19 protein-coding genes and 2 pseudogenes are annotated in these 18,544 nt (G+C 31.2%); 13 read left to right on the forward strand and 8 right to left on the reverse strand.

Annotated elements, in window-relative coordinates; translation table 11 throughout:
• Window positions 1–2: 2 nt before the first annotated feature.
• Both scpB and TOPB45_RS03610 read right to left on the reverse strand, forming a co-directional pair.
• Window positions 3–530: an SMC-Scp complex subunit ScpB gene (gene scpB / locus TOPB45_RS03605; RefSeq protein ID WP_013909494.1), complete on the reverse strand. Its 528-nt coding sequence runs from the start codon at window positions 528–530 to the stop codon at window positions 3–5.
• Window positions 531–1,481 carry a radical SAM protein gene (locus tag TOPB45_RS03610; RefSeq protein WP_013909495.1) on the reverse strand — a complete coding sequence of 317 codons (951 nt, stop codon included), beginning with the start codon at window positions 1,479–1,481 and terminating at the stop codon, window positions 531–533. It abuts the gene before it with no gap.
• Window positions 1,482–1,545: 64 nt separating this feature from the next.
• On the opposite strand from TOPB45_RS03610, the gene pgsA reads away from it, so the two are divergent.
• The gene (pgsA, locus tag TOPB45_RS08545) at window positions 1,546–2,409 is read left to right on the forward strand and encodes a CDP-diacylglycerol--glycerol-3-phosphate 3-phosphatidyltransferase (RefSeq protein ID WP_013909496.1); all 864 of its coding nucleotides are present in this window, start codon (window positions 1,546–1,548) and stop codon (window positions 2,407–2,409) included.
• On the opposite strand, the gene rpe is transcribed toward pgsA, so the two are convergent.
• A complete protein-coding gene (rpe, locus tag TOPB45_RS03620) occupies window positions 2,381–3,052 on the reverse strand; it encodes a ribulose-phosphate 3-epimerase (protein ID WP_013909497.1) in 672 nt (223 codons plus the stop codon). The genes pgsA and rpe overlap by 29 nt on opposite strands.
• The gene (locus tag TOPB45_RS03625; protein ID WP_013909498.1) at window positions 3,033–3,437 is read right to left on the reverse strand and encodes a hypothetical protein; all 405 of its coding nucleotides are present in this window, start codon (window positions 3,435–3,437) and stop codon (window positions 3,033–3,035) included. Before TOPB45_RS03625 ends, rpe begins: the two co-directional genes overlap by 20 nt.
• 117 nt (window positions 3,438–3,554) lie before the next feature.
• Between TOPB45_RS03625 and lysA the strand changes: the two genes are divergently transcribed.
• The 5 genes from lysA (at window position 3,555) to xth (ending at window position 8,074) form a co-directional block, all read left to right on the forward strand.
• Window positions 3,555–4,811: a diaminopimelate decarboxylase gene (gene lysA, locus TOPB45_RS03630; protein ID WP_013909499.1), complete on the forward strand. Its 1,257-nt coding sequence runs from the start codon at window positions 3,555–3,557 to the stop codon at window positions 4,809–4,811.
• A 3-nt stretch (window positions 4,812–4,814) separates the two neighbouring features.
• The gene (gene queA / locus TOPB45_RS03635; protein ID WP_013909500.1) at window positions 4,815–5,864 is read left to right on the forward strand and encodes a tRNA preQ1(34) S-adenosylmethionine ribosyltransferase-isomerase QueA; all 1,050 of its coding nucleotides are present in this window, start codon (window positions 4,815–4,817) and stop codon (window positions 5,862–5,864) included.
• 8 nt (window positions 5,865–5,872) lie between these two features.
• Window positions 5,873–7,024 carry an MFS transporter gene (locus TOPB45_RS03640; protein ID WP_013909501.1) on the forward strand — a complete coding sequence of 384 codons (1,152 nt, stop codon included), beginning with the start codon at window positions 5,873–5,875 and terminating at the stop codon, window positions 7,022–7,024.
• 85 nt (window positions 7,025–7,109) lie between these two features.
• Complete coding sequence (locus TOPB45_RS08955) at window positions 7,110–7,262, forward strand: RCKP-type rubredoxin-like domain-containing protein (protein ID WP_013909502.1); 153 nt, start codon at window positions 7,110–7,112, stop codon at window positions 7,260–7,262.
• An 8-nt stretch (window positions 7,263–7,270) separates the two neighbouring features.
• The gene (gene xth, locus TOPB45_RS03645) at window positions 7,271–8,074 is read left to right on the forward strand and encodes an exodeoxyribonuclease III (RefSeq protein WP_013909503.1); all 804 of its coding nucleotides are present in this window, start codon (window positions 7,271–7,273) and stop codon (window positions 8,072–8,074) included.
• Window positions 8,075–8,076: 2 nt separating this feature from the next.
• On the opposite strand, the gene TOPB45_RS03650 is transcribed toward xth, so the two are convergent.
• The 4 genes and pseudogenes from TOPB45_RS03650 to TOPB45_RS09280 all read right to left on the reverse strand — a co-directional run.
• Window positions 8,077–8,277: a hypothetical protein gene (locus TOPB45_RS03650; protein ID WP_013909504.1), complete on the reverse strand. Its 201-nt coding sequence runs from the start codon at window positions 8,275–8,277 to the stop codon at window positions 8,077–8,079.
• Between the two features lie 17 nt (window positions 8,278–8,294).
• The gene (gene nrdD, locus TOPB45_RS03655; protein ID WP_013909505.1) at window positions 8,295–8,477 is read right to left on the reverse strand and encodes an anaerobic ribonucleoside-triphosphate reductase; all 183 of its coding nucleotides are present in this window, start codon (window positions 8,475–8,477) and stop codon (window positions 8,295–8,297) included.
• Between the two features lie 20 nt (window positions 8,478–8,497).
• Window positions 8,498–11,854 (reverse strand): annotated as a pseudogene (gene nrdD, locus TOPB45_RS09090) (anaerobic ribonucleoside-triphosphate reductase); the annotation flags it as partial.
• Window positions 11,855–11,881: 27 nt separating this feature from the next.
• Window positions 11,882–12,103 (reverse strand): annotated as a pseudogene (locus tag TOPB45_RS09280) (ATP cone domain-containing protein); the annotation flags it as partial.
• 271 nt (window positions 12,104–12,374) lie between these two features.
• Here TOPB45_RS09280 and ffh point away from each other — a divergent pair.
• The 7 genes from ffh to TOPB45_RS03695 all read left to right on the forward strand — a co-directional run bounded on the left by ffh (window position 12,375) and on the right by TOPB45_RS03695 (window position 18,543).
• Window positions 12,375–13,703, forward strand: a complete 1,329-nt coding sequence (gene ffh, locus TOPB45_RS03665) for a signal recognition particle protein (RefSeq protein WP_013909507.1) — start codon at window positions 12,375–12,377, stop codon at window positions 13,701–13,703.
• A gap of 75 nt (window positions 13,704–13,778) precedes the next feature.
• Window positions 13,779–14,036, forward strand: coding sequence for a 30S ribosomal protein S16 (gene rpsP / locus TOPB45_RS03670; RefSeq protein WP_013909508.1), 258 nt, complete (start codon window positions 13,779–13,781; stop codon window positions 14,034–14,036).
• Window positions 14,037–14,063: 27 nt separating this feature from the next.
• Complete coding sequence (locus TOPB45_RS03675; RefSeq protein ID WP_013909509.1) at window positions 14,064–14,303, forward strand: KH domain-containing protein; 240 nt, start codon at window positions 14,064–14,066, stop codon at window positions 14,301–14,303.
• Complete coding sequence (rimM, locus tag TOPB45_RS03680) at window positions 14,303–14,818, forward strand: ribosome maturation factor RimM (RefSeq protein ID WP_013909510.1); 516 nt, start codon at window positions 14,303–14,305, stop codon at window positions 14,816–14,818. Before TOPB45_RS03675 ends, rimM begins: the two co-directional genes overlap by 1 nt.
• A 17-nt stretch (window positions 14,819–14,835) precedes the next feature.
• Entirely contained in the window at window positions 14,836–16,131 is a 1,296-nt protein-coding gene (gene trmD / locus TOPB45_RS03685; protein ID WP_013909511.1) for a tRNA (guanosine(37)-N1)-methyltransferase TrmD, read from the forward strand.
• Between the two features lie 35 nt (window positions 16,132–16,166).
• Window positions 16,167–16,376 carry a heavy-metal-associated domain-containing protein gene (locus TOPB45_RS03690; RefSeq protein ID WP_013909512.1) on the forward strand — a complete coding sequence of 70 codons (210 nt, stop codon included), beginning with the start codon at window positions 16,167–16,169 and terminating at the stop codon, window positions 16,374–16,376.
• A 13-nt stretch (window positions 16,377–16,389) separates the two neighbouring features.
• Window positions 16,390–18,543, forward strand: a complete 2,154-nt coding sequence (locus tag TOPB45_RS03695; protein WP_013909513.1) for a heavy metal translocating P-type ATPase — start codon at window positions 16,390–16,392, stop codon at window positions 18,541–18,543.
• Window position 18,544 lies beyond the last annotated feature (1 nt).

An 18,544-nucleotide genomic window follows, 5' to 3' on the forward strand; every position in this document is an offset into this window, starting at 1 on the left:
TTTTATTCAGAAAGTTTTTTAAGTTCTTCAAGGGGTGGAAGATCTTCTAAGGATTTAAGCCCAAAATATTCTAAAAAGAATTTTGTAGTGCCATAAAGAGCAGGTCTTCCCGGAAGTTTTTTCTTTCCTACTATTTCTATAAAATCGTTTTCCAAAAGAATTTTTAAGGAACTGCTTACATCTACACCGCCTCTTTTTGCTGAAATCTCAGCCCTGGTTATAGGTTGGAAATAAGCTATTATAGCAAGAGTTTCAAGGAGGGCTTTAGTCCATCTAAATTTTTTGGGTTTAAGTAGCTTTTTTATATAATCAGCTACCTCTGGAATTGTTTCTATTCTATATCCATCTGCTACTTCAACTAATCTTACACCCCTTTCTAAATAATCCTTTTTTAACTCTTCCAAAATTTTCTTAACTTCAGAAATTGGAAGATTATCACAAATCTCAGAGATTTCTTTTGGTTTTAAGGATTTTCCTGCACAGAATAAAAGGGCTTCTATAACTTTTTTGTAAAACTTAAAATCTTTCATTTATTCAACTATAAAAAATTTTTTTCCTTCATGTAGTTTTTCTTTTACTTTATCTTGGGAGATAAAAATTTTTAAAATATCTTCAAGCACCTCTTTTTCAATTTTTAAGGCTGAGGAAAGTTCTTCTAAAGTAGAAGGGCGCCTTTTAAGATAGTTAAAAATTATTTCTTTAATTTTTTCTTTTTCTAAATCTTTAAAGGTTTCTACAGCTTTTTCAAGCCTTTCTTTATCTACTATAATTTCTACCCTTTCTCCCAGAAATTCTGCAATTTTTTTCAATTTTTCAAAAGAAAGAGGCTTTGCTTTCTCAAAAGCAGGGGGTCTTACAACAGTATTTAATTGAACTTTATGAGGATTTATGTAATCTATAGCTGATTTTAAATCTTTTAAATCCTTTTCTGAATCATTTATTCCTTCAACAAAAAGTATCTCAAGCCACATTTCTCCTTTCATTTCCTCTCTCAATTTTTTTAAGTTCTCAATAATAGTTTTTAATTCTATTTTAGGATGGGGACGATTAATTTTTTTAAAAGTTTCAGGATTTCCTGCATCAAGTGAGGGCAAAACTATATCTACCTCTGCAAGAGCTGATCTTATAGAAGGTATATCTAAAAGAGTAGCATTGGTTAAAACAGCTACAGGTTTTTTAATAATTTTTTTAGCTAATCTTAAAGCTTTTTCAAAATGAATATTTAAGGAAGGTTCCCCACTTCCTGTAAAAGTAAGAACATCAAAAGTATCCTCTATTTCCTTAGCCTGAAGTATAGATCTTTCTATTAAATCCCAAGGATAATATTCTTTTCTCTCTAAGGTCAAATTTGTTGTTTTTCCTACTTCACAATAAATACAATTCATGGTACAGACTTTCTTAGGAACCAATTCAATTCCTAAGGATCTACCAAGTCTTCTTGATTTTACTGGACCAAAAATTAAGGTTTCTTTTTCAATCAATTTTTAAATACCCCTCTTAAGTTTTTAAAACAAAAATAGTATAATATAAAAATTAGCTTAGAAAATGTATTTACTAATTACTCCAAACAGACTTACTCTTTTAAGAATTTTTCTTTTACCCTTCCCGTGTTTACTCCTTCTTTCAGAGTCTTATTCAGCTAAAATAGGAGCTTTGGTAGCTGGTTTTTTGCTTGGGATTACTGATTATTTAGATGGTATTTTAGCAAGAAAATATAAAAAGGTTACTTCAATTGGAGCCATCCTTGATCCCATTGCAGATAAAATTTTTGTTTCTTCAGTTTATTTAGTTTTAGTTTATTTAAATTATTTTAGTTTTTTACCTGTATTTTTAATTATATTAAGAGAAATTCTTGTTTCCTTTTTAAGGAGCTGGTTTCCAGATAAAATAAAGGTTTCAAAAATTGCAAAATTAAAAACACTCTTCCAAATGAGTTTTGCAGGTTTTGCTGTTCTCTTATACATTCATTTTCCTTCTTTTAAATCTCTCATCAATCTTTTCTTATGGATAATAGCCATTTTTTCTTATATAAGTGCTATACCTTATTTTCATAGAGTTTGGTATAAGATAAAAGAATTTAGAAAAAATTTAAAAAATTTTTTTATATCTTTTCTTTCTTTAATTTACCCTTTGGGATTGCTTCTAAGCTTTCCCTTAGCTAAAAACCTTTTCTGGATTAATATAATTTCTCTTTCTTTCTTTTTCTTTAAAAGGGGATTAGTCAAAAGTTCTCCCAAATGGGCTTATGAAAAAATCTGGCTTTCTTTTTTTATTGCTCTTTTATTAATATTAGAATATATATATTTTAAAAGCCTATTTTTTTCTTTGTGGTTAATTTTAATAATAAGTTTTTTAAGGGACGGTTTTAAGAGTTTAAAATTTATGTGGAGGATTTTAAAGCTTCAATAGCTTTTGCATAATCTTTTTCTCCAAAAATAGCAGAGCCTGCAACAAGAATTTTTGCCCCAGCTTTTATTACTTCAGGAGCTGTTTCTGCATTAATTCCTCCATCAACCTCTATTAAAGTATTAAGTCCTCTCTTTTCTATTAACTCTTTAAGTTCTTTAATTTTAGAAAGACAATTTTTAATAAATTTTTGCCCACCAAAACCGGGATTAACAGTCATTATTAAAACATAATCAAGGTCTTCAAGAACATATTTTATTATTTCAAGAGGAGTATGAGGATTTAAAGCAACTCCAGCCTTTTTGTCAAGCTCTTTTATTTTCCATATGGCTCTATGTAGATGCTTAGTTGCTTCGGCATGTATAGAAATCCAGTCTGCTCCAGAATCTGCAAAATCTTTTATATACCTTTCCGGAGATTCAATCATGAGATGGACATCAAATATAAGATTTGAATGAGGACGAATAGATGAGATTACAAGAGGTCCAAAGGTAAGGTTAGGAACAAAAAGTCCGTCCATCACATCTAAGTGTAAAAGATCTGCACCTGCTTTTTCTACAGCTTTCACTTCTTGGGCTAATTTTGAAAAATCAGCAGAAAGAAGAGAAGGAGCGATAAGAATTTTTTTATTTAGATTGGGTGTCATCTTTTTTAAAAGGAAAGGGTATAATTTTTTTATCAGTATCTATTTTGGTAGATTTTAAAGACAAGGCAGAACTTTCTAAAGGGGCATTGCTAAAAATATGAGGTAAAAATGCTTGGTAATATTTTAAAAGATTTTCGGGTATCTGAAGAGTATACCAAATTATTTGAGTTCTTTGGATGGTAAAATAAGGTAAACCAAGTAATATAGGAACCAACCCCTTTTCTTCAATACTCACTAAAGCTGGCCACTCAACCTCAAAAAATTCTCTTTTTTCAAGCACAAATTTTAAGGTTTCATAGACAGGATTGAAACATACAAGTCCAAGATATAAACCTGTTTGAGTTTGAAAAAGGACTGGTTTTTTTGCTACAGGACTTTCATTCATACTTTTATTTTATTATTTTTTTTCTTTTTCTCAAGTGAAAGCTTAATTTTATATCTTTCTTGACAAAGAAAAGGCTTAAAGTATTATAAAGGGCTATAAAAAGAAAAGAGGGAAAATATGCATTACTTTGGCTACAAAAATGGAGAGCTTTACTGTGAAGAAGTTCCTGTTAAGAAAATTATAGAGGAAGTAGGAACTCCAGTTTATATTTACTCAGCTAAAACTATAAGAAGACATTATAAAGTTTTTGAAGAATCTTTTTCAGAGGTAGAGCATTTAATTTGTTATTCTGTCAAGGCTAATTCAAATATAGCTATAATTTCTCTTTTAAGGCAACTTGGAAGTGGAGCAGATGTTGTTTCTGCAGGGGAATTAAAAAGAGCCTTGAAGGCAGGAGTTCCACCTAAAAAAATCGTTTTTTCTGGAGTAGGGAAAACACCAGAAGAAATAGAATTTGCTCTTTCAGTTGATATTTTAATGTTTAATGTGGAAAGTTTAGAAGAACTTGAAGTTTTGGGAGAAATTGCAAAAAAACTTAATAAAAAAGCTCCTTTTGCTTTAAGAATAAATCCTGATGTGGATCCCCAAACTCATCCTTATATTTCTACAGGGCTTAAAAAAAGCAAATTTGGGATACCTGAAGAATTTGCAATTTCTGCTTATAAAAAAGCAAAGAAGAATCCATATCTTCAACCAGTAGGAATTGATGCTCACATCGGTTCTCAAATAACCTCTCTGGCTCCTTTTGTAGAGGCACTAAATAGATTAAAAAAAATCTGGGAAGCTCTGATAGATCTTGGTTTTGAGCTTAAATATTTAGATATTGGAGGTGGTTTAGGAATAATTTATGATGATGAAGAACCACCCTTACCTCAAGAATATGCAGACGCTATTATAAAAGAAGGAAAAGATTTAAAAGCTACTATAATTTTAGAACCTGGGAGAGTGATAGTTGGTAATGCAGGGATTTTGGTTACCAAGGTGCTTTATACTAAGGAGAACACACTAAAAAAATTTGTTATAGTTGATGCAGGAATGAACGATTTAATAAGACCAGCTTTTTATCAAGCCTATCATAAAATTGTTCCTGTTGAGGAGAAAAATTCAGAATATGAAGTAGTTGATGTGGTTGGTCCTATTTGTGAAAATAGTGACTTTTTTGCTAAAGATAGGAAACTTCCTAAGCTTCAAAGAGGAGATTTTCTTGCTATAATGAGTGCTGGAGCTTATGGATTTGTTATGAGTTCAAACTATAATTCAAGACCCCGCGTTCCTGAAGTTTTAGTAGATGGTGATACCTATTATATAATAAGAAGAAGAGAAACTATAGAAGATCTTTTGGCTCTTGAATCCATTCCTGCAAGATATCTTTAATTCATGGTTCTTATTCCCAAGGAATTTGATATAGAAACCTATAATTATAAACTCCCAGAAGATCTTATTGCTTATTATCCTCCCAAAGAGCGCACCGAATCGAAACTTTTAGTAATTGATAGAAAAAAAGAAGAATTTTATTTTCACGAAAAATTTTCAGAAATAGAAAATTACTTAAAAGAAGGAGACCTTTTGATTTTAAATAATACAAAAGTTTTTCCTGCAAGGATTAAAGGAAAAAAAGCAACAGGTGGAGAAGTAGAATTACTTTTGTTTCAAAAACCAGAGGGTTTTATCTTTACAACCTCAGCTTTGATAAAGGGAAAAAGAATTAAAAAAGGGCAAGAATTTAAAGTAAATGATGCTATAAAAATTAAAGTATTGGAAAAATATGAAGGAGGTAAATTTTTAGTAGAGCTTAAAAGTAAAGAATATAAGCTTGAAGAGCTTATTTATAAATATGGGAAAGCACCTTTGCCACCATACATAAAAAGGGAGCCAGAAGATATAGATTTAGAAAGATATCAAACTGTATATGCTGAAAAAGAGGGCTCTATTGCAGCACCAACTGCTGGATTCCATTTTGATGAAATTTTACTTACTAAGTTAAAGGAAAAAGGTGTTATTATAAAATATATTACTCTTCATATAGGTTATGGAACATTTGCTCCTATTAAGGTAAAAGATATAAGAAAACATAAAATAGAGCCTGAATATGTTGAAGTAGATGAAGAGGTTATTTCTGAAATAAAGTTAGCTCAAGCCGAAAAAAGAAGAATTATTGCAGTAGGAACAACAGTAGTGAGAACCCTTGAGTTTATTGCAAGAAAAGGATTTATTCCTTATAAAGGTTTTTGTGATCTTTATATTTATCCAGGGTTTAATTTTCAAGTAGTTTCAGCGATGATTACCAATTTTCATCTCCCTAAATCTTCTCTTCTTCTTTTAGTTTGTGCTTTTGCTGGAAGATCCTTAATTTTTAAAGCCTATGAAGAAGCTATTAAAAGAAAATATCGATTTTATTCTTATGGAGACGCAACTTTTATAATATAAAAAATAAAATGACTTACAAATCTCCTCTTTATTTCGTAATTTTACTTGGTCTTGTTAGTCTTTTTTCTGATATGACCTATGAAGGAGCAAGAAGTATTACTGGTCCTTATCTTTTTTACTTAGGTGCAGGGGCTGCAGTAGTTGGATTTGCTTCAGGTTTTGGAGAATTTATAGGTTATGGTCTAAGACTTTTTTCTGGCTGGCTTGCAGATAAAACTAAGAAGTATTGGGGTTTGATGTTTATAGGATATGCTTTAAATCTTCTTTCAGTTCCTGCGCTTGCTTTGGTTAACTCATGGGGACTTGCTGTGCTATTAATTATTTTAGAAAGAACTGGAAAAGCTTTAAGAACTCCTGCAAGGGATACGCTTCTTTCCTATGCTACTTTTAAAATGGGAAGAGGATTAGGTTTTGGAATACATGAGGCTATGGACCAAATAGGTGCTTTTGTAGGTCCTCTAATCGTTGCTTTAGTTTTTTATCTAAAAATGGGATATAAACCTGCTTTTTTAGTTTTATTAATTCCTGCTCTTATAGCCCTTTCACTTCTTACTTTTGCCAGAATAATTTATCCAGCTCCTCAAAAGTTTGAAAAAGGTTTCTTAGAGTTAGAAACTAAAGGGTTTTCTAAATCCTTTTGGTGGTATCTTTTAGGAATGTGCCTTGTAGGAGCAGGTTTTGTAGATTTCCCTCTTATAGGATATCATTTAGAAAAGACTTCTATTCTTTCCAAAGATTGGATTCCAATTCTTTATGCCTTAGCTATGGGAGTTGATGCTTTCTCAGCAATTTTCTTAGGTCTTCTTTTTGACAGAATAGGGCTTAAAGCGGTAATTCTTGCTATTATTCTTTCCTTGGGTGCTATTCCACTAACTTTTTTAGGAGGAATTATTTTAATTTTCTTAGGGATGATTTTGTGGGGTATAGGGCTTGGAGCTCAAGAGTCTATTATGAGAGCTGTTATTGCTCAGCTTGTGCCTATAGAAAAAAGAGGCGTTGGCTACGGTATTTTTAATACTTTTTTTGGACTTTTTTGGTTTGTAGGAAGCTTTCTCTTAGGTTTTCTTTATGATTTTTCTATCTTAGCTTTAGTTGCTTTTTCAGTCACTTTTCAAGCTTTATCTATCCCCTTCATCCTAAAAGTAGCTAAAACAGCTTAAATATAAAACTCTCTTGACAAGATAAAGAAATAATATTACTTTAAATTTTTTAGAAAATAATAAAATTTTCAGGAGGAGGTTAAAAATGGCAGTTTGGAAATGTAATTCCTGTGGAGCAACAAAAGAAAGTAGATGTAAACCCAAAAAATGTCCTCAGTGTGGAGCTGAAGGAAGTATGGTTAAAGAGGAAGCTAAAGAAGATACACCTAAGAAAGGTGCTAAAAGAAAGAAGAGTTAAAAATATTTATGCTTGTTGGTACTTGGAATATAAACTCAATCAAAATAAGAAAAGAACAAGTTGAAAAATTACTCTCAGAAAGATCTATTGATATTTTAGCCCTTCAAGAAACAAAGGTAAAAACAGAAGAATTTCCTACTTTTATTTTTAAAAAATTAGGATATGAAGTTTATCATCAGGGAGGAAAAGGAAGAAATGGAGTAGCAATACTTTCTAAATTTAAGGCTGAAGAAATTATAATAGGATTTAAGGGATTAAAAGAAGAAGATCAATTTCCAGATGTTAAAGAAAGAATAATTGGGGTGAAATTTTCATCTCCAAATATAAAAGAATATTGGGTATTTTCTGTTTATATACCTAATGGAAGCCCTGTTAATTCCGATTACTACTTTTATAAGCTTCAATTTTTGTGGAAATTTAGAGAATTTTTAGAAGCAAATTTTTCTGTAGATCATCCTCTTATTATTATGGGAGATTTTAATGTAGCACCAGAAGAAATAGATGTATATGACCCAGAGATATTAAGAGAAAGTATCTGTTTTACAGAGAGAGAAAGAAAAGCTTTCAAAGCACTTCTTGGATTCGGATTAGTAGATGCTTTAAGATTGAAATATCCGGAAAAAAGCGGGATTTTTACCTGGTGGGATTATCAATTTTCAGCTTTTAATAAAAATCAAGGAATGAGACTTGATCATATTTTAATCACATCAGTTTTAATTGATAAATTAGAAAATGTATGGGTAGAAAAAATTCCAAGGAGTTGGAAAAAGCCTTCTGACCACGCCCCAGTTTTAGCTGAGTTTAAGATATAAAATCATAGAGTTTCCCAATTTAAGCAATTTGGACAAACCCAAGTAACTCCTGTTCTGGTAAAAAGTTTTTGATGTTCTATAAAACATCTTTGACATATCGTAAATTCACAATGAGTGCATATATAACAGAGTGGACTTTCCTCTCCACAAAAATCACAAATACCAGGAGCAAGCTTTTTCTTTTTTCTTTTTTCCTTTTCCATCCTAAGTGCATCTAAGATTAAATTTTTGAACCAGCTTTTATTTTCAAATAACTATCAATTTTTACTGTTTTTCTTTCTTTAAATTCTTGCTGTTTTCCTAAATTCCAGTTTTGAATAGGTCTAAAATATCCAACTACTCTTGAATAAATTTCACAGGGAATAGCCTTAATTTTTTTAGTTTCCTCTTTTATTTTTTCCATTTTTTAACCCTCCTCCATTTTTAAGAAATTTTTTTATAGGCTTTTTCTGGCAATTTAGTTAATAAAGAGAGCGGAACTTCTATCTCAATTCCAAACTTTTCTATTTCTTCATCCTTATGAGGATAAGGACAAAATTCGTGTTTTCCAGGAAGATATCCATGGATAGGGCATACAGAAAAGGTAGGTGTGATTGAGAAATAGGGTAGTCTAAAATTTTCAACTATAGTTCTTACCAAATCTTTCACAATTTTTCTATCTGCTATTTCCTCTCCCACAAAAAGATGAACTACTGTGCCACCTGTGAAAAGAATCTGCAAATCGTCTTGATGGGTAAGAATTTCAAATATATCATCCGTATAATTTACAGGTAAATGACAAGAATTAGTATAATAGGGAGCAGAATCAGTGCCAGCTGTTTTTATTCTGGGAAACTTCTTCTTATCTATTTTAGCAAGTCTGAAGCTTGCTCCCTCAGCTGGCGTCGCTTCAAGGTTATAAAGATTTCCTGTTTCTTGTTGAAAATCTGCAAGTTTATCTCTCATAAATTTTAATACCTTTATAGCAAACTGTTTTGCACTCTCATCATAGATTGGTTTACCTAAAAAGTTAAGACACATTTCATTCATTCCAACAACTCCAATAGTAGAAAAATGGTTTGCCCAGTATTGTCCTCTTGCTTGTTTAACACTTTCTAAATAAAATTTTGAGTAAGGATAGAGCCCCTTCTCAGTAAAATCTTCTATTACTTTTCTTTTAATTTCTAAAGAAATTTTAGCTAAATTCATTAAAGATTCCAATCTTTCAAAGAATTCTTCCTCACAAGTAGAAAGATAACCAATCCTTGGAAGATTAATGGTAACCACACCTATTGAACCTGTAAGGGGTGCTGCTCCGAACAATCCACCACCTCTTTTTCTTAATTCTCTTTGATCCAGACGAAGCCTACAACAATTGAATGAAATTTGTCCTAAAGAATGAACAAAAAGATGATTTCTTTCAAGTTCAATGTCATAAAATTCTTTTAATTCTTCATACTTTCGAATTTTTATTTCTTCTACTCTCACTAAATAGATATCACTATTTTTAATCTTTAAGCTTTCCTCAGTATGGGCATTATATTTTTCTTTCACTTCTGCTTTTGAATGTTGTAGATAAATTCCTTGGCTTTTCTCTTCTACTTTATAAGTCACTGGTTTTCCAATAAGAGAAAAAAGCAAAACTAAATCTCGAGACAATTCTAAATCGTTCAAATGAATTTCTTTCCTTCTTTCGTAGCCATCACCTCTGAAATAGAACTCAAGAAAACTTTCAATGACACTTTTCGGACTATTAAATAAAATTTGAGGCAATCTTCCATATTTCCTGAAACCTGCTCTGTAAAGCTTTCTTGCTATTTCGGCATTATACACATAGAGGTAGTAAGTATTATATCGTGGATCCTGCTTCTTATAAGTAGGGAGATTAAACACTTTTCTAATCAAACATTTAATCTCTTCTAAATTTTTCTGGTCTCCAGTTTTGAAAGTAAATTGCATCCCTCTTGGTTCGCCAAAATGAGTAGATCCTTTTCTACTTTCGAATAAATAATTCCCGTCTACTACAAAATAGCCTAAGATTTTAGCTAAATCCTCATCCAACACAAGATCCTCAATTTTTTGATACTCCTTGGAGAAAATACTTTCATCTGCTCGTTTAAGGGTTAAAAGATAGTCTCCTTTTTGAAGATCTTTTGCAAATTTCATTTTGATTCCTTCTGGTGTATAAACTGGAACAGGATGCTTAAAAGAAAAGAGAGAAAATTTTCCATCTTCTGTAATAACTTCCACAGCTTTGTCATCTTTAATTTTTAAAAATCTTTTTACTGGAACCCATTCTAATTTTAAAGTTTGGGGATTTAAAGATAAAACTTCCAAATTTCCTTCTTTTTTGCATTCTGCCCATCCCTCTTCATCAAATTCACCGTTTTTGTAATTTTCAGCCACTTCTTTAATTGAAAGTCTTTTTATTTTCTTTGAATTTCTAATTAAAATTTCTTCGTTTGCTTCCAAACACATACTCCTTGCATCTTCTGGATCCATATCTGAATTGACAAAATTTGCAAAATAAGGTATTCCGTACTTTCTTGTCATCTCCCAGAGAGGCTCATACTCCGGATTATCCCAATCAAAATCTTTCGTTATGTTATAAGTAGGTATGGGGAAGGTAAAAATTCTTCCCTTAGCATCTCCTTCCATCATCAGTTCGCAAAAAGCTCTATTTATCATAGACATCTCTTTATGAAATTCTTCATATACTTCATCCTTAGGTTTCCCTCCTAAGATTACATTAGTATTTGCAAAAAGTTTTGAAGGCTTTAAATCAAAAGTAAGATTGGTAAAAGGCACTTGAAATCCTGTTCTTGTTGGCACATTCATATTGAACAAAAACTCTTGCATACATTGTTTTACATCCTCATAACTCAACTTGTCATATCTTACAAATGGAGCTAAAAGTGTGTCAAAGTTAGAAAAAGCTTGTGCACCTGCGCAATTTCCACACCACAAAGCTTTTCCATTTCTTCTTACATAAAGAGTATGGTTTGGCACTTCTAAACAAAAAACCTTTCCTGAATATTTTATTTTTTTGATGCCTGGGTTTGAAGAAACTTTAGTAAATTTATCTTTCCATATAGGAAGAAAATGGTTTCTATAATCAAAATTCTGAGCAGAAACAAATTTAAATGAATTTTCACCTTTTTCTTTAACAAGCATTCGATGCCCTGGAGTAACCAAAAGATCAACCTCATCTCCTTTAAAATGATAAAGCTCACCGTCAAAATCATACTCGTAAAACCTATAAGGTTCTTGAAGCTCAATTTCATTAGTCTCTGGATTTAAAGTAAAAACCTTCTCACCTGGTTTTACTTCATAAAAATATTTCCAACCATTTTCAGTAAGAACTTGGGTGTCTTCGCTATAACATTCACCTTGTAATGTATACATAAAATTTACTATTTGACCTAATGCTGCCCTAAAATGTTTAGGGGGTTTGCTTTCTACCTTTCCAGAAACCCCACCAAAACCTTTTAGTAACAAATCATAAAGATCCCATCCACAGCAGTAAGCTCCAAGAATTCCAAGATCATGTATATGAAAATCTCCTTCTTTATGAGCCCTTGCAACCTCTTCTGGATAAAGTTTTTCTAACCAATAACGAGCAATAATAGAAGAAGACACATGAAAGTTTAGTCCTTGAAGACTGAATCCCATGTTAGAATTTTCTTTTACTCTCCAATCTTCTTCACCCAAATATTCTTCAATTAAATTTGTTCCATCAACTAAAGCCTTTCCAATTTCTCTTGCTTGACGCCTTTTTTCACGATAAAGGATATAGGCTTTAGCAACTTCATGAAAACCCATTTCCATTAAAGTTTTTTCAACTACATCTTGAATGGTTTCTACATGAGGAATGTCTCCCTTCTTAAAATATTGCCTATAAAGATAAAGAGCCACAGCATCAGCAACTCTTTCAGCATCAGCTTTAGTGCCTATATTGGTAGCCTTCATAGCTTTATAAATAGCATTGATAATTCTAAACCTTGAAAAGGGAACCACCTTACCACTTCTTTTTCTAACTAATGGCTCCATATTACCTCCATTTTAATACAATATTTTGTGGTACTTTTAAATTTTTGCTACAAAATATTGTATCAGATTTTTAAAATATGTCAAAAATTAATTTTGGCAAATAATCGGATTAATTATAATTTTTTAAAATTTTATTTTAAGTTATTTTTGAGCTATTTATAATTTTTTGTTTTTTTATTAAATTTTACTTAGAGCTATAAAGATTTTTAATTTGGCAGATTTTTAAAAATACTTGTAAAAAATAAAAAAATGGTTTAACTTTTCAAAAGCTATGTTTGAAAGTTTAAGTGATAGATTAGAGTCAGTTTTTAAAAAATTTAGAGAAAAAGGGAAACTTGATTCTGATGATATAAAAAAAGGATTAAGAGAGGTTCGTTTAGCTTTATTAGAAGCAGATGTAAATTATAAAGTAGTTAAAGATTTTATAAGCCGTGTTGAAAATAGAGCTCTTTCTTCTGAGGTAATTGAAAGCTTAACTCCTTTTCAGCAAATAATAAAAATAGTCTATGAAGAGCTTGTAAAAACTTTAGGAGGAGAAGCAAAAGGATTAGATCTTGGAGGTGCCAAACCAGCTAAAATCCTTTTAGCTGGACTTCAAGGTTCTGGTAAAACTACAACTGCAGCTAAACTTGCAAAATTTTTAAAAAAGAAGGGTCATCATCCTTTACTCGTTTCTGCCGATATTTATCGTCCTGCAGCAATTGAGCAATTGAAAATTCTTGCTCAAAAAGTTGAAGTCCCCTTTTATGAACCAAAGTCTAACGAAAAACCTTTAGAGATAGTTAAAAATGCTATAGAAATGGCTAAAGAAAATGGAAGAGACATTGTTATTATTGATACTGCAGGAAGACTTCATATTGATGAAGATTTAATGCAAGAGCTTATAGAACTGAAAAAGACTTTTAATCCTTCAGAAGTTTTACTTGTTGCTGATGCAATGATGGGACAAGATTCGGTAAATGTAGCTAAAATCTTTAATGAAAGGGTAGGGTTAACAGGTATAATTCTTACCAAAATAGAAGGAGATGCCAGAGGAGGTGCAGCTCTTTCTATAAAAGAGGTTACAGGATGTCCTATCAAATTCTTAGGAACTGGAGAAAAACTTGATGCCTTTGAGGTATTTTATCCAGAAAGACTTGCAGGAAGAATCCTTGGAATGGGAGATATACTTACTCTTATAGAAAAAGCTCAAGAAGCCTTTGATTTAAAGAAGGCTAAAGAATTAGAAAGAAAAATAAAAAAATTAGAGTTTGATCTGGAAGATTTGAGGGAACAACTTCGACAAATGAGAAAGCTTGGTTCAGTGAAAGATTTACTTGAGTTTTTACCTGGTATAGGGAGAAAATTAAATGAGATAGAATTTGATGAAAAAGAGCTTATAAAAATGGAAGCTATTATAAATTCTATGACTAAAGAAGAAAGAAAAAATCCGAGAATTATAAATGCAAGTAGAAAAAGAAGAATAGCTAAAGGAAGTGGTACTACAGTACAAGATGTGAATAAACTTTTGAGAAGTTATGAAGAAATGTTAAAATTGCTTAAGCAAATGAGAGCTCCTGGTAGATTTCAAAGCATGATAAGAAGACTTATAGGAATGTAATTTAAGATTGCCAAAAATAAAAGAGATGTTAAAATAGAAAAACTTCTAAAATTATATTTAAGGAGGGGAAGATAAGTGCCTGTAAGAATTAGATTAATGAGATTTGGCAGAAAGAAAAGACCCTTTTACAGAGTTGTTGCTGCAGATTCCCGTGCACCAAGAGATGGTAAATTTTTAGATATTTTAGGTTACTATGATCCTTTAAAAGAACCTTTTGAATTTAAAGTAGATGAAGAGAAAGTAAAAAAATGGCTTGAAAGAGGGGCTGAGCCTACAGAAACAGTAAGAGCCCTTTTAAAAAGGATAGGGATAAAAGTGGATAAGGAAGCCTAAACAAGAGAGCTGAAAAGGGGGTCAGGAATGAGTAAACTTAAAGACTTAGTGGAGCATATTGCTAAGGTACTGGTGGATAATCCAGATGCTGTACAAATTAATGAAATAGAAGGAGAGCAGACTTCTGTAATTGAACTAAAGGTAGCAAAAGAAGATCTTGGAAAGATCATTGGAAAAGAAGGAAGAACAGCAAAGGCAATTAGAACTATTCTTGGAGCTGCTTCAAGTAAGCTTCGTAAAAGGGTAGTGTTAGAAATTATTGAATAGTGCTAATACCTGTTGCTAAAGTATTAACTACTCACGGATTAAAAGGAGAGTTAAAAATCTCTCCTTTACTTTCTCATTCAGAAATTTTCTTCAAAATAAAAAAATTTTATCTTCATAAAAATAAAGAAAGCCCTTTAGAAATAGAGAAAATAAGGAAAGGACCAGGTTATAATATCTATCTTGTTAAATTTAAAAATGTAGATTTTGAAGAAGCTCAAACATTAATAAAAAAAATACTCTATATTGATCCTGAAGAACTTCCGGCTTTAGAAGATGACGAATTTTATTATTATCAAATTATTGATTTTGAAGTAAAAGATATTAATAATTTTTCTTGGGGGAAAGTTAAAGAGATAATGCCTATGGGAGAATATGAACTTATCTTAGTTAAAAATGAAAAGGGGGAAGAATTTTATATTCCTTTGGTAAAAGAATATGTAGAAGAGGTGGATTTTAATTCTAAAATTATTCGAGTAAAAGATATAAAAGATCTGGTTGAGAGTCAAAAGATTTAACATTTGCATCTTATGCAATGCAAATAGATGTAATAACGATCTTTCCTGAATATTTTGAATCACCTTTAAAAATTGGTCTTCTTGGTAAGGCTTTAAAAAAAGGGATTATAAAAATAAATCTATATAACCTTCGGGACTTTACCGAAGATAAACATAAGGTAGTTGATGACGCACCATTTGGCGGTGGAGAGGGGATGGTTTTTAAACCTGAGCCTCTTTATAAAGCAATTTCTCATATTAAAAATTTAGACCCCTCAGCTTGGATAATATATCTTTCTCCACAAGGAGAAGTTTTAAACCAAAAAATAGCTGAAAGGCTTTCTAAAAAGGAACATCTTGTTCTTATATGTGGAAGATATGAGGGAATTGATGAAAGGATAAGGGCTAATTTTATTGATGAAGAGATTTCTATAGGTGATTATGTAGTTTTTGGAGGAGAAGTAGCAAGTTTGGTTCTCATAGAAACTTTAGCAAGACTTATTCCTGGAGTTGTTGGCAAAAAAGATTCAGTTGAAAAAGAATCTTTTTCAACTGGGCTTTTAAAATATCCCTGTTATACTCGCCCAAGAAATTTTATGGGATATGAAGTTCCAGAAATTCTTTTAAGTGGAAATCATGCTGAAATAGAAAAATATAGAAGAAAGCTCTCCTTAGAGATAACCCTTAAAAGAAAACCCTATTTATTTAAATCAGTAGAACTTACAGAGGAAGATAGAAAATTTTTAGCAGAACTATTAAAATCTCAACGCCTTTATATTTTTTTAGTTCATTATCCAGTTTTTAATAAAAAGGGAGAAAAAATAGCTTCAGCTATAACTAATCTTGACCTTCACGACTTATCAAGACTTGCAAGGACTTACGGGGTAAAAGGTGTTTTTATTATTCAGCCCTTAGAAGATCAAAGAAAATTGGCAGAAGAATTAATTGAATATTGGTTAAATAAAAAGGGAGCTCAATATAATCCTTTAAGAAAATCAGCTATAGAGCTTATAAAATTATTTGAAACTTTAGATTCAGCTATTTCAGAAGTAGAAAAAATAGAAGGTGAAAAACCGGTACTTTTAGGGACAGATGCCTCTCCTAAAAGAAAGTATATAAGCTGTGAAGAGGTAAGAAAGATTTTATGGGAAAAACCTGTGGTGTTGGTTTTAGGAACAGCTTGGGGTCTTTGTGATGAGGTGCTTGATAGATGTGATTACTTTTTAGAGCCTATTTGGGGAAGACTTGATCCTTATAATCACCTTTCGGTTCGCTCTGCAGCCTCTATTTTTATAGACAGAATTCTTGGTATTTACAGTTTTTATAAAAAATAAAATTATCGCACTTACGAAGTGCGAAAGGAGGGTTTATGTCTTATAAGATAGAGATTAAAATAACAGGGATGAGTTGTGAGCATTGTGTAAAAAGAGTAAAAGAAGCTTTATCAAAAATTGAAGGGGTAAAGGAGGTATCTGTAGATTTATATTCAGCAAAGGGATACATAATTAGTGAAAAAGAAATACCCCTTAGTCTTATAAAGGAGGTTTTGGAAAGGGAAGGATATGGAATTAAAGAATAGTTAAGGAGCTTATATGGAAAATAAAGAATATAAAAGATCTTTTATAGTAACAGGGTTAACCTGTATAAATTGTGTTCGAAGAGTAGAAAAAGCTTTAAAAAGTATTGAGGGGGTTAAGTTTGCTTCGGTAAATTTAGCTACCTCAACTGGATTTATAATTTCAGAAAGAGAAATTACTTTTAAGGAGATTGAAGAAGCTGTTAAGTCTGCAGGTTATGGAGTTTCAGAAGAGAAATTAGAGGATATAGAAAAAAAGCGGTATTCACAAAATAAAAAGAACTTAATCATTGCTTGGTTTTTTACGGGTCCTTTAATCATTTTAATGAGTTTACATATGTTTTCTCATCATAAAATTCCTTACTTTTCCTTTTTAGAGGCTTTTTTAGGTGGTGCAGTTATTTTTTATGCAGGGAAAAGTACTTTAAGAAGTGCTTACATAGCTCTTAGTCATAAACATTCCAATATGGATGTTCTTGTGTCTATAGGAGCTTTTGTATCTTGGCTAACTTCAATTTTAGAGATCCTAAGATTTCCTATAATGTCTTTTGGTGCTTTAGGTGCCATGATAATGGCATTTCATGTTACAGGAAGGTTTATTGAAACCTACATTCGGGATAGAGCTGCTAAAGAATTAAAGGATCTTCTAAAATTACAAGCCAAAGAAGTAAGGATTTTAGAGGGGGAAAGTGAAATATATGTTCCTATTAAGGCAGTTAAAAAGGATTCTATAGCGGTAGTTAAACCTGGAGAAAAAATTCCTATTGATGGAATTATAATTGAGGGTAAATCTCTTATAGATGAATCCACAATTACTGGAGAACCTATTCCTGTTTTAAAGAAAAAAGGAGATGAAGTTATAGGTGGGGCTTTTAATTTATCAGGACCTTTAAAGATAAAAATTACTCAGGTAGGAGAAGATACTTATCTTTCAAAAATGATCAAATTAATTTTGGAAGCTCAGGGGACAAAAGTTCCTATCCAAGCTTTTGCAGATAAAATTACTAATATATTTGTGCCTTTAGTGATAATTTTATCTATTTTGTCTGCAACCTTTTGGTATTTTAATTTTTATAAACTTTATCCTTATTTAGAAAAAATTAAAAATTTTTTACCATGGATAATCTTAACTCATAATTCCTTATCCTTTTCTGTTTTTGTTTTTATTTCTACTTTAATTATTGCGTGTCCTTGTGCACTTGGATTAGCAACCCCTATGGCACTTATAAAAGCTACTGGATTGGCAGGAAAAAAGGGACTTTTGATAAAAAATGCAGAGGCTATTCAAACCTCAAAGGAACTTAAAGTAATTCTTACTGACAAAACAGGAACATTAACAGAAGGAAATCCAAAGGTAGTTGAGCACAATTTAAGTGAAGAACTTCTTAAAATAGTTGCAAGCATTGAGAAAAATTCTCATCATCCTTTAGCTAATGCAATAAGTAAACTCACAGAAAATTATTTAGAAATAGAAAAAATAGAAGAAATTGCAGGAGAGGGGATAAAGGGGGTTTACAAAGGTAAAGAATATTTCATTGGGAAACCCAAAGATGATAAAATTTATGAATCCCTTTTAAAAGATGGAAAGATAATTATAGAAGTAAGAGAAAATAATAAGATTTTAGGTTATTTAGCTATAGAAGACCCTATAAGAGAAGATTCTTATAAAGCTATTCAAAAATTAAAATTTCTGGGAATAAAAATAGTTATGGTAACAGGAGACAATTATGAAACTGCAAATTTTGTTGCCAAAAAACTTGGTATAGAGGAAGTCTTTGCTCGCATAAAACCTGATGAAAAGCTTAATATAGTTAGAAAATATCAAGGTTTAGAGAATAAAGTAGCTTTCATAGGTGATGGAATAAATGATGCGCCAGCTTTAAAAGGAGCAGATATAGGGATAGCTATAGGTTCAGGAACAGATCTTGCTATAGAAAGTGCAGATATAATAATTATTAAAGGAGGGATTTCAAAAGTGGTTGATATGGTTATTCTTTCTCAAAAAACCTTCTCTATAATAAAACAAAATTTATTTTGGGCATTTTTTTATAATTTAATAGCTATACCCATTGCTATGATGGGATTTTTAAACCCGCTCATAGCTGAGATAGCTATGATTTTTAGTTCTATAAATGTTACTTTAAATTCTTTAAGAATAAAGGTTCTTTAAG

The sequence above is a fragment of the Thermodesulfobacterium geofontis OPF15 genome, assembly GCF_000215975.1.
GTDB classification, from domain to species: domain Bacteria; phylum Desulfobacterota; class Thermodesulfobacteria; order Thermodesulfobacteriales; family Thermodesulfobacteriaceae; genus Thermodesulfobacterium; species Thermodesulfobacterium geofontis.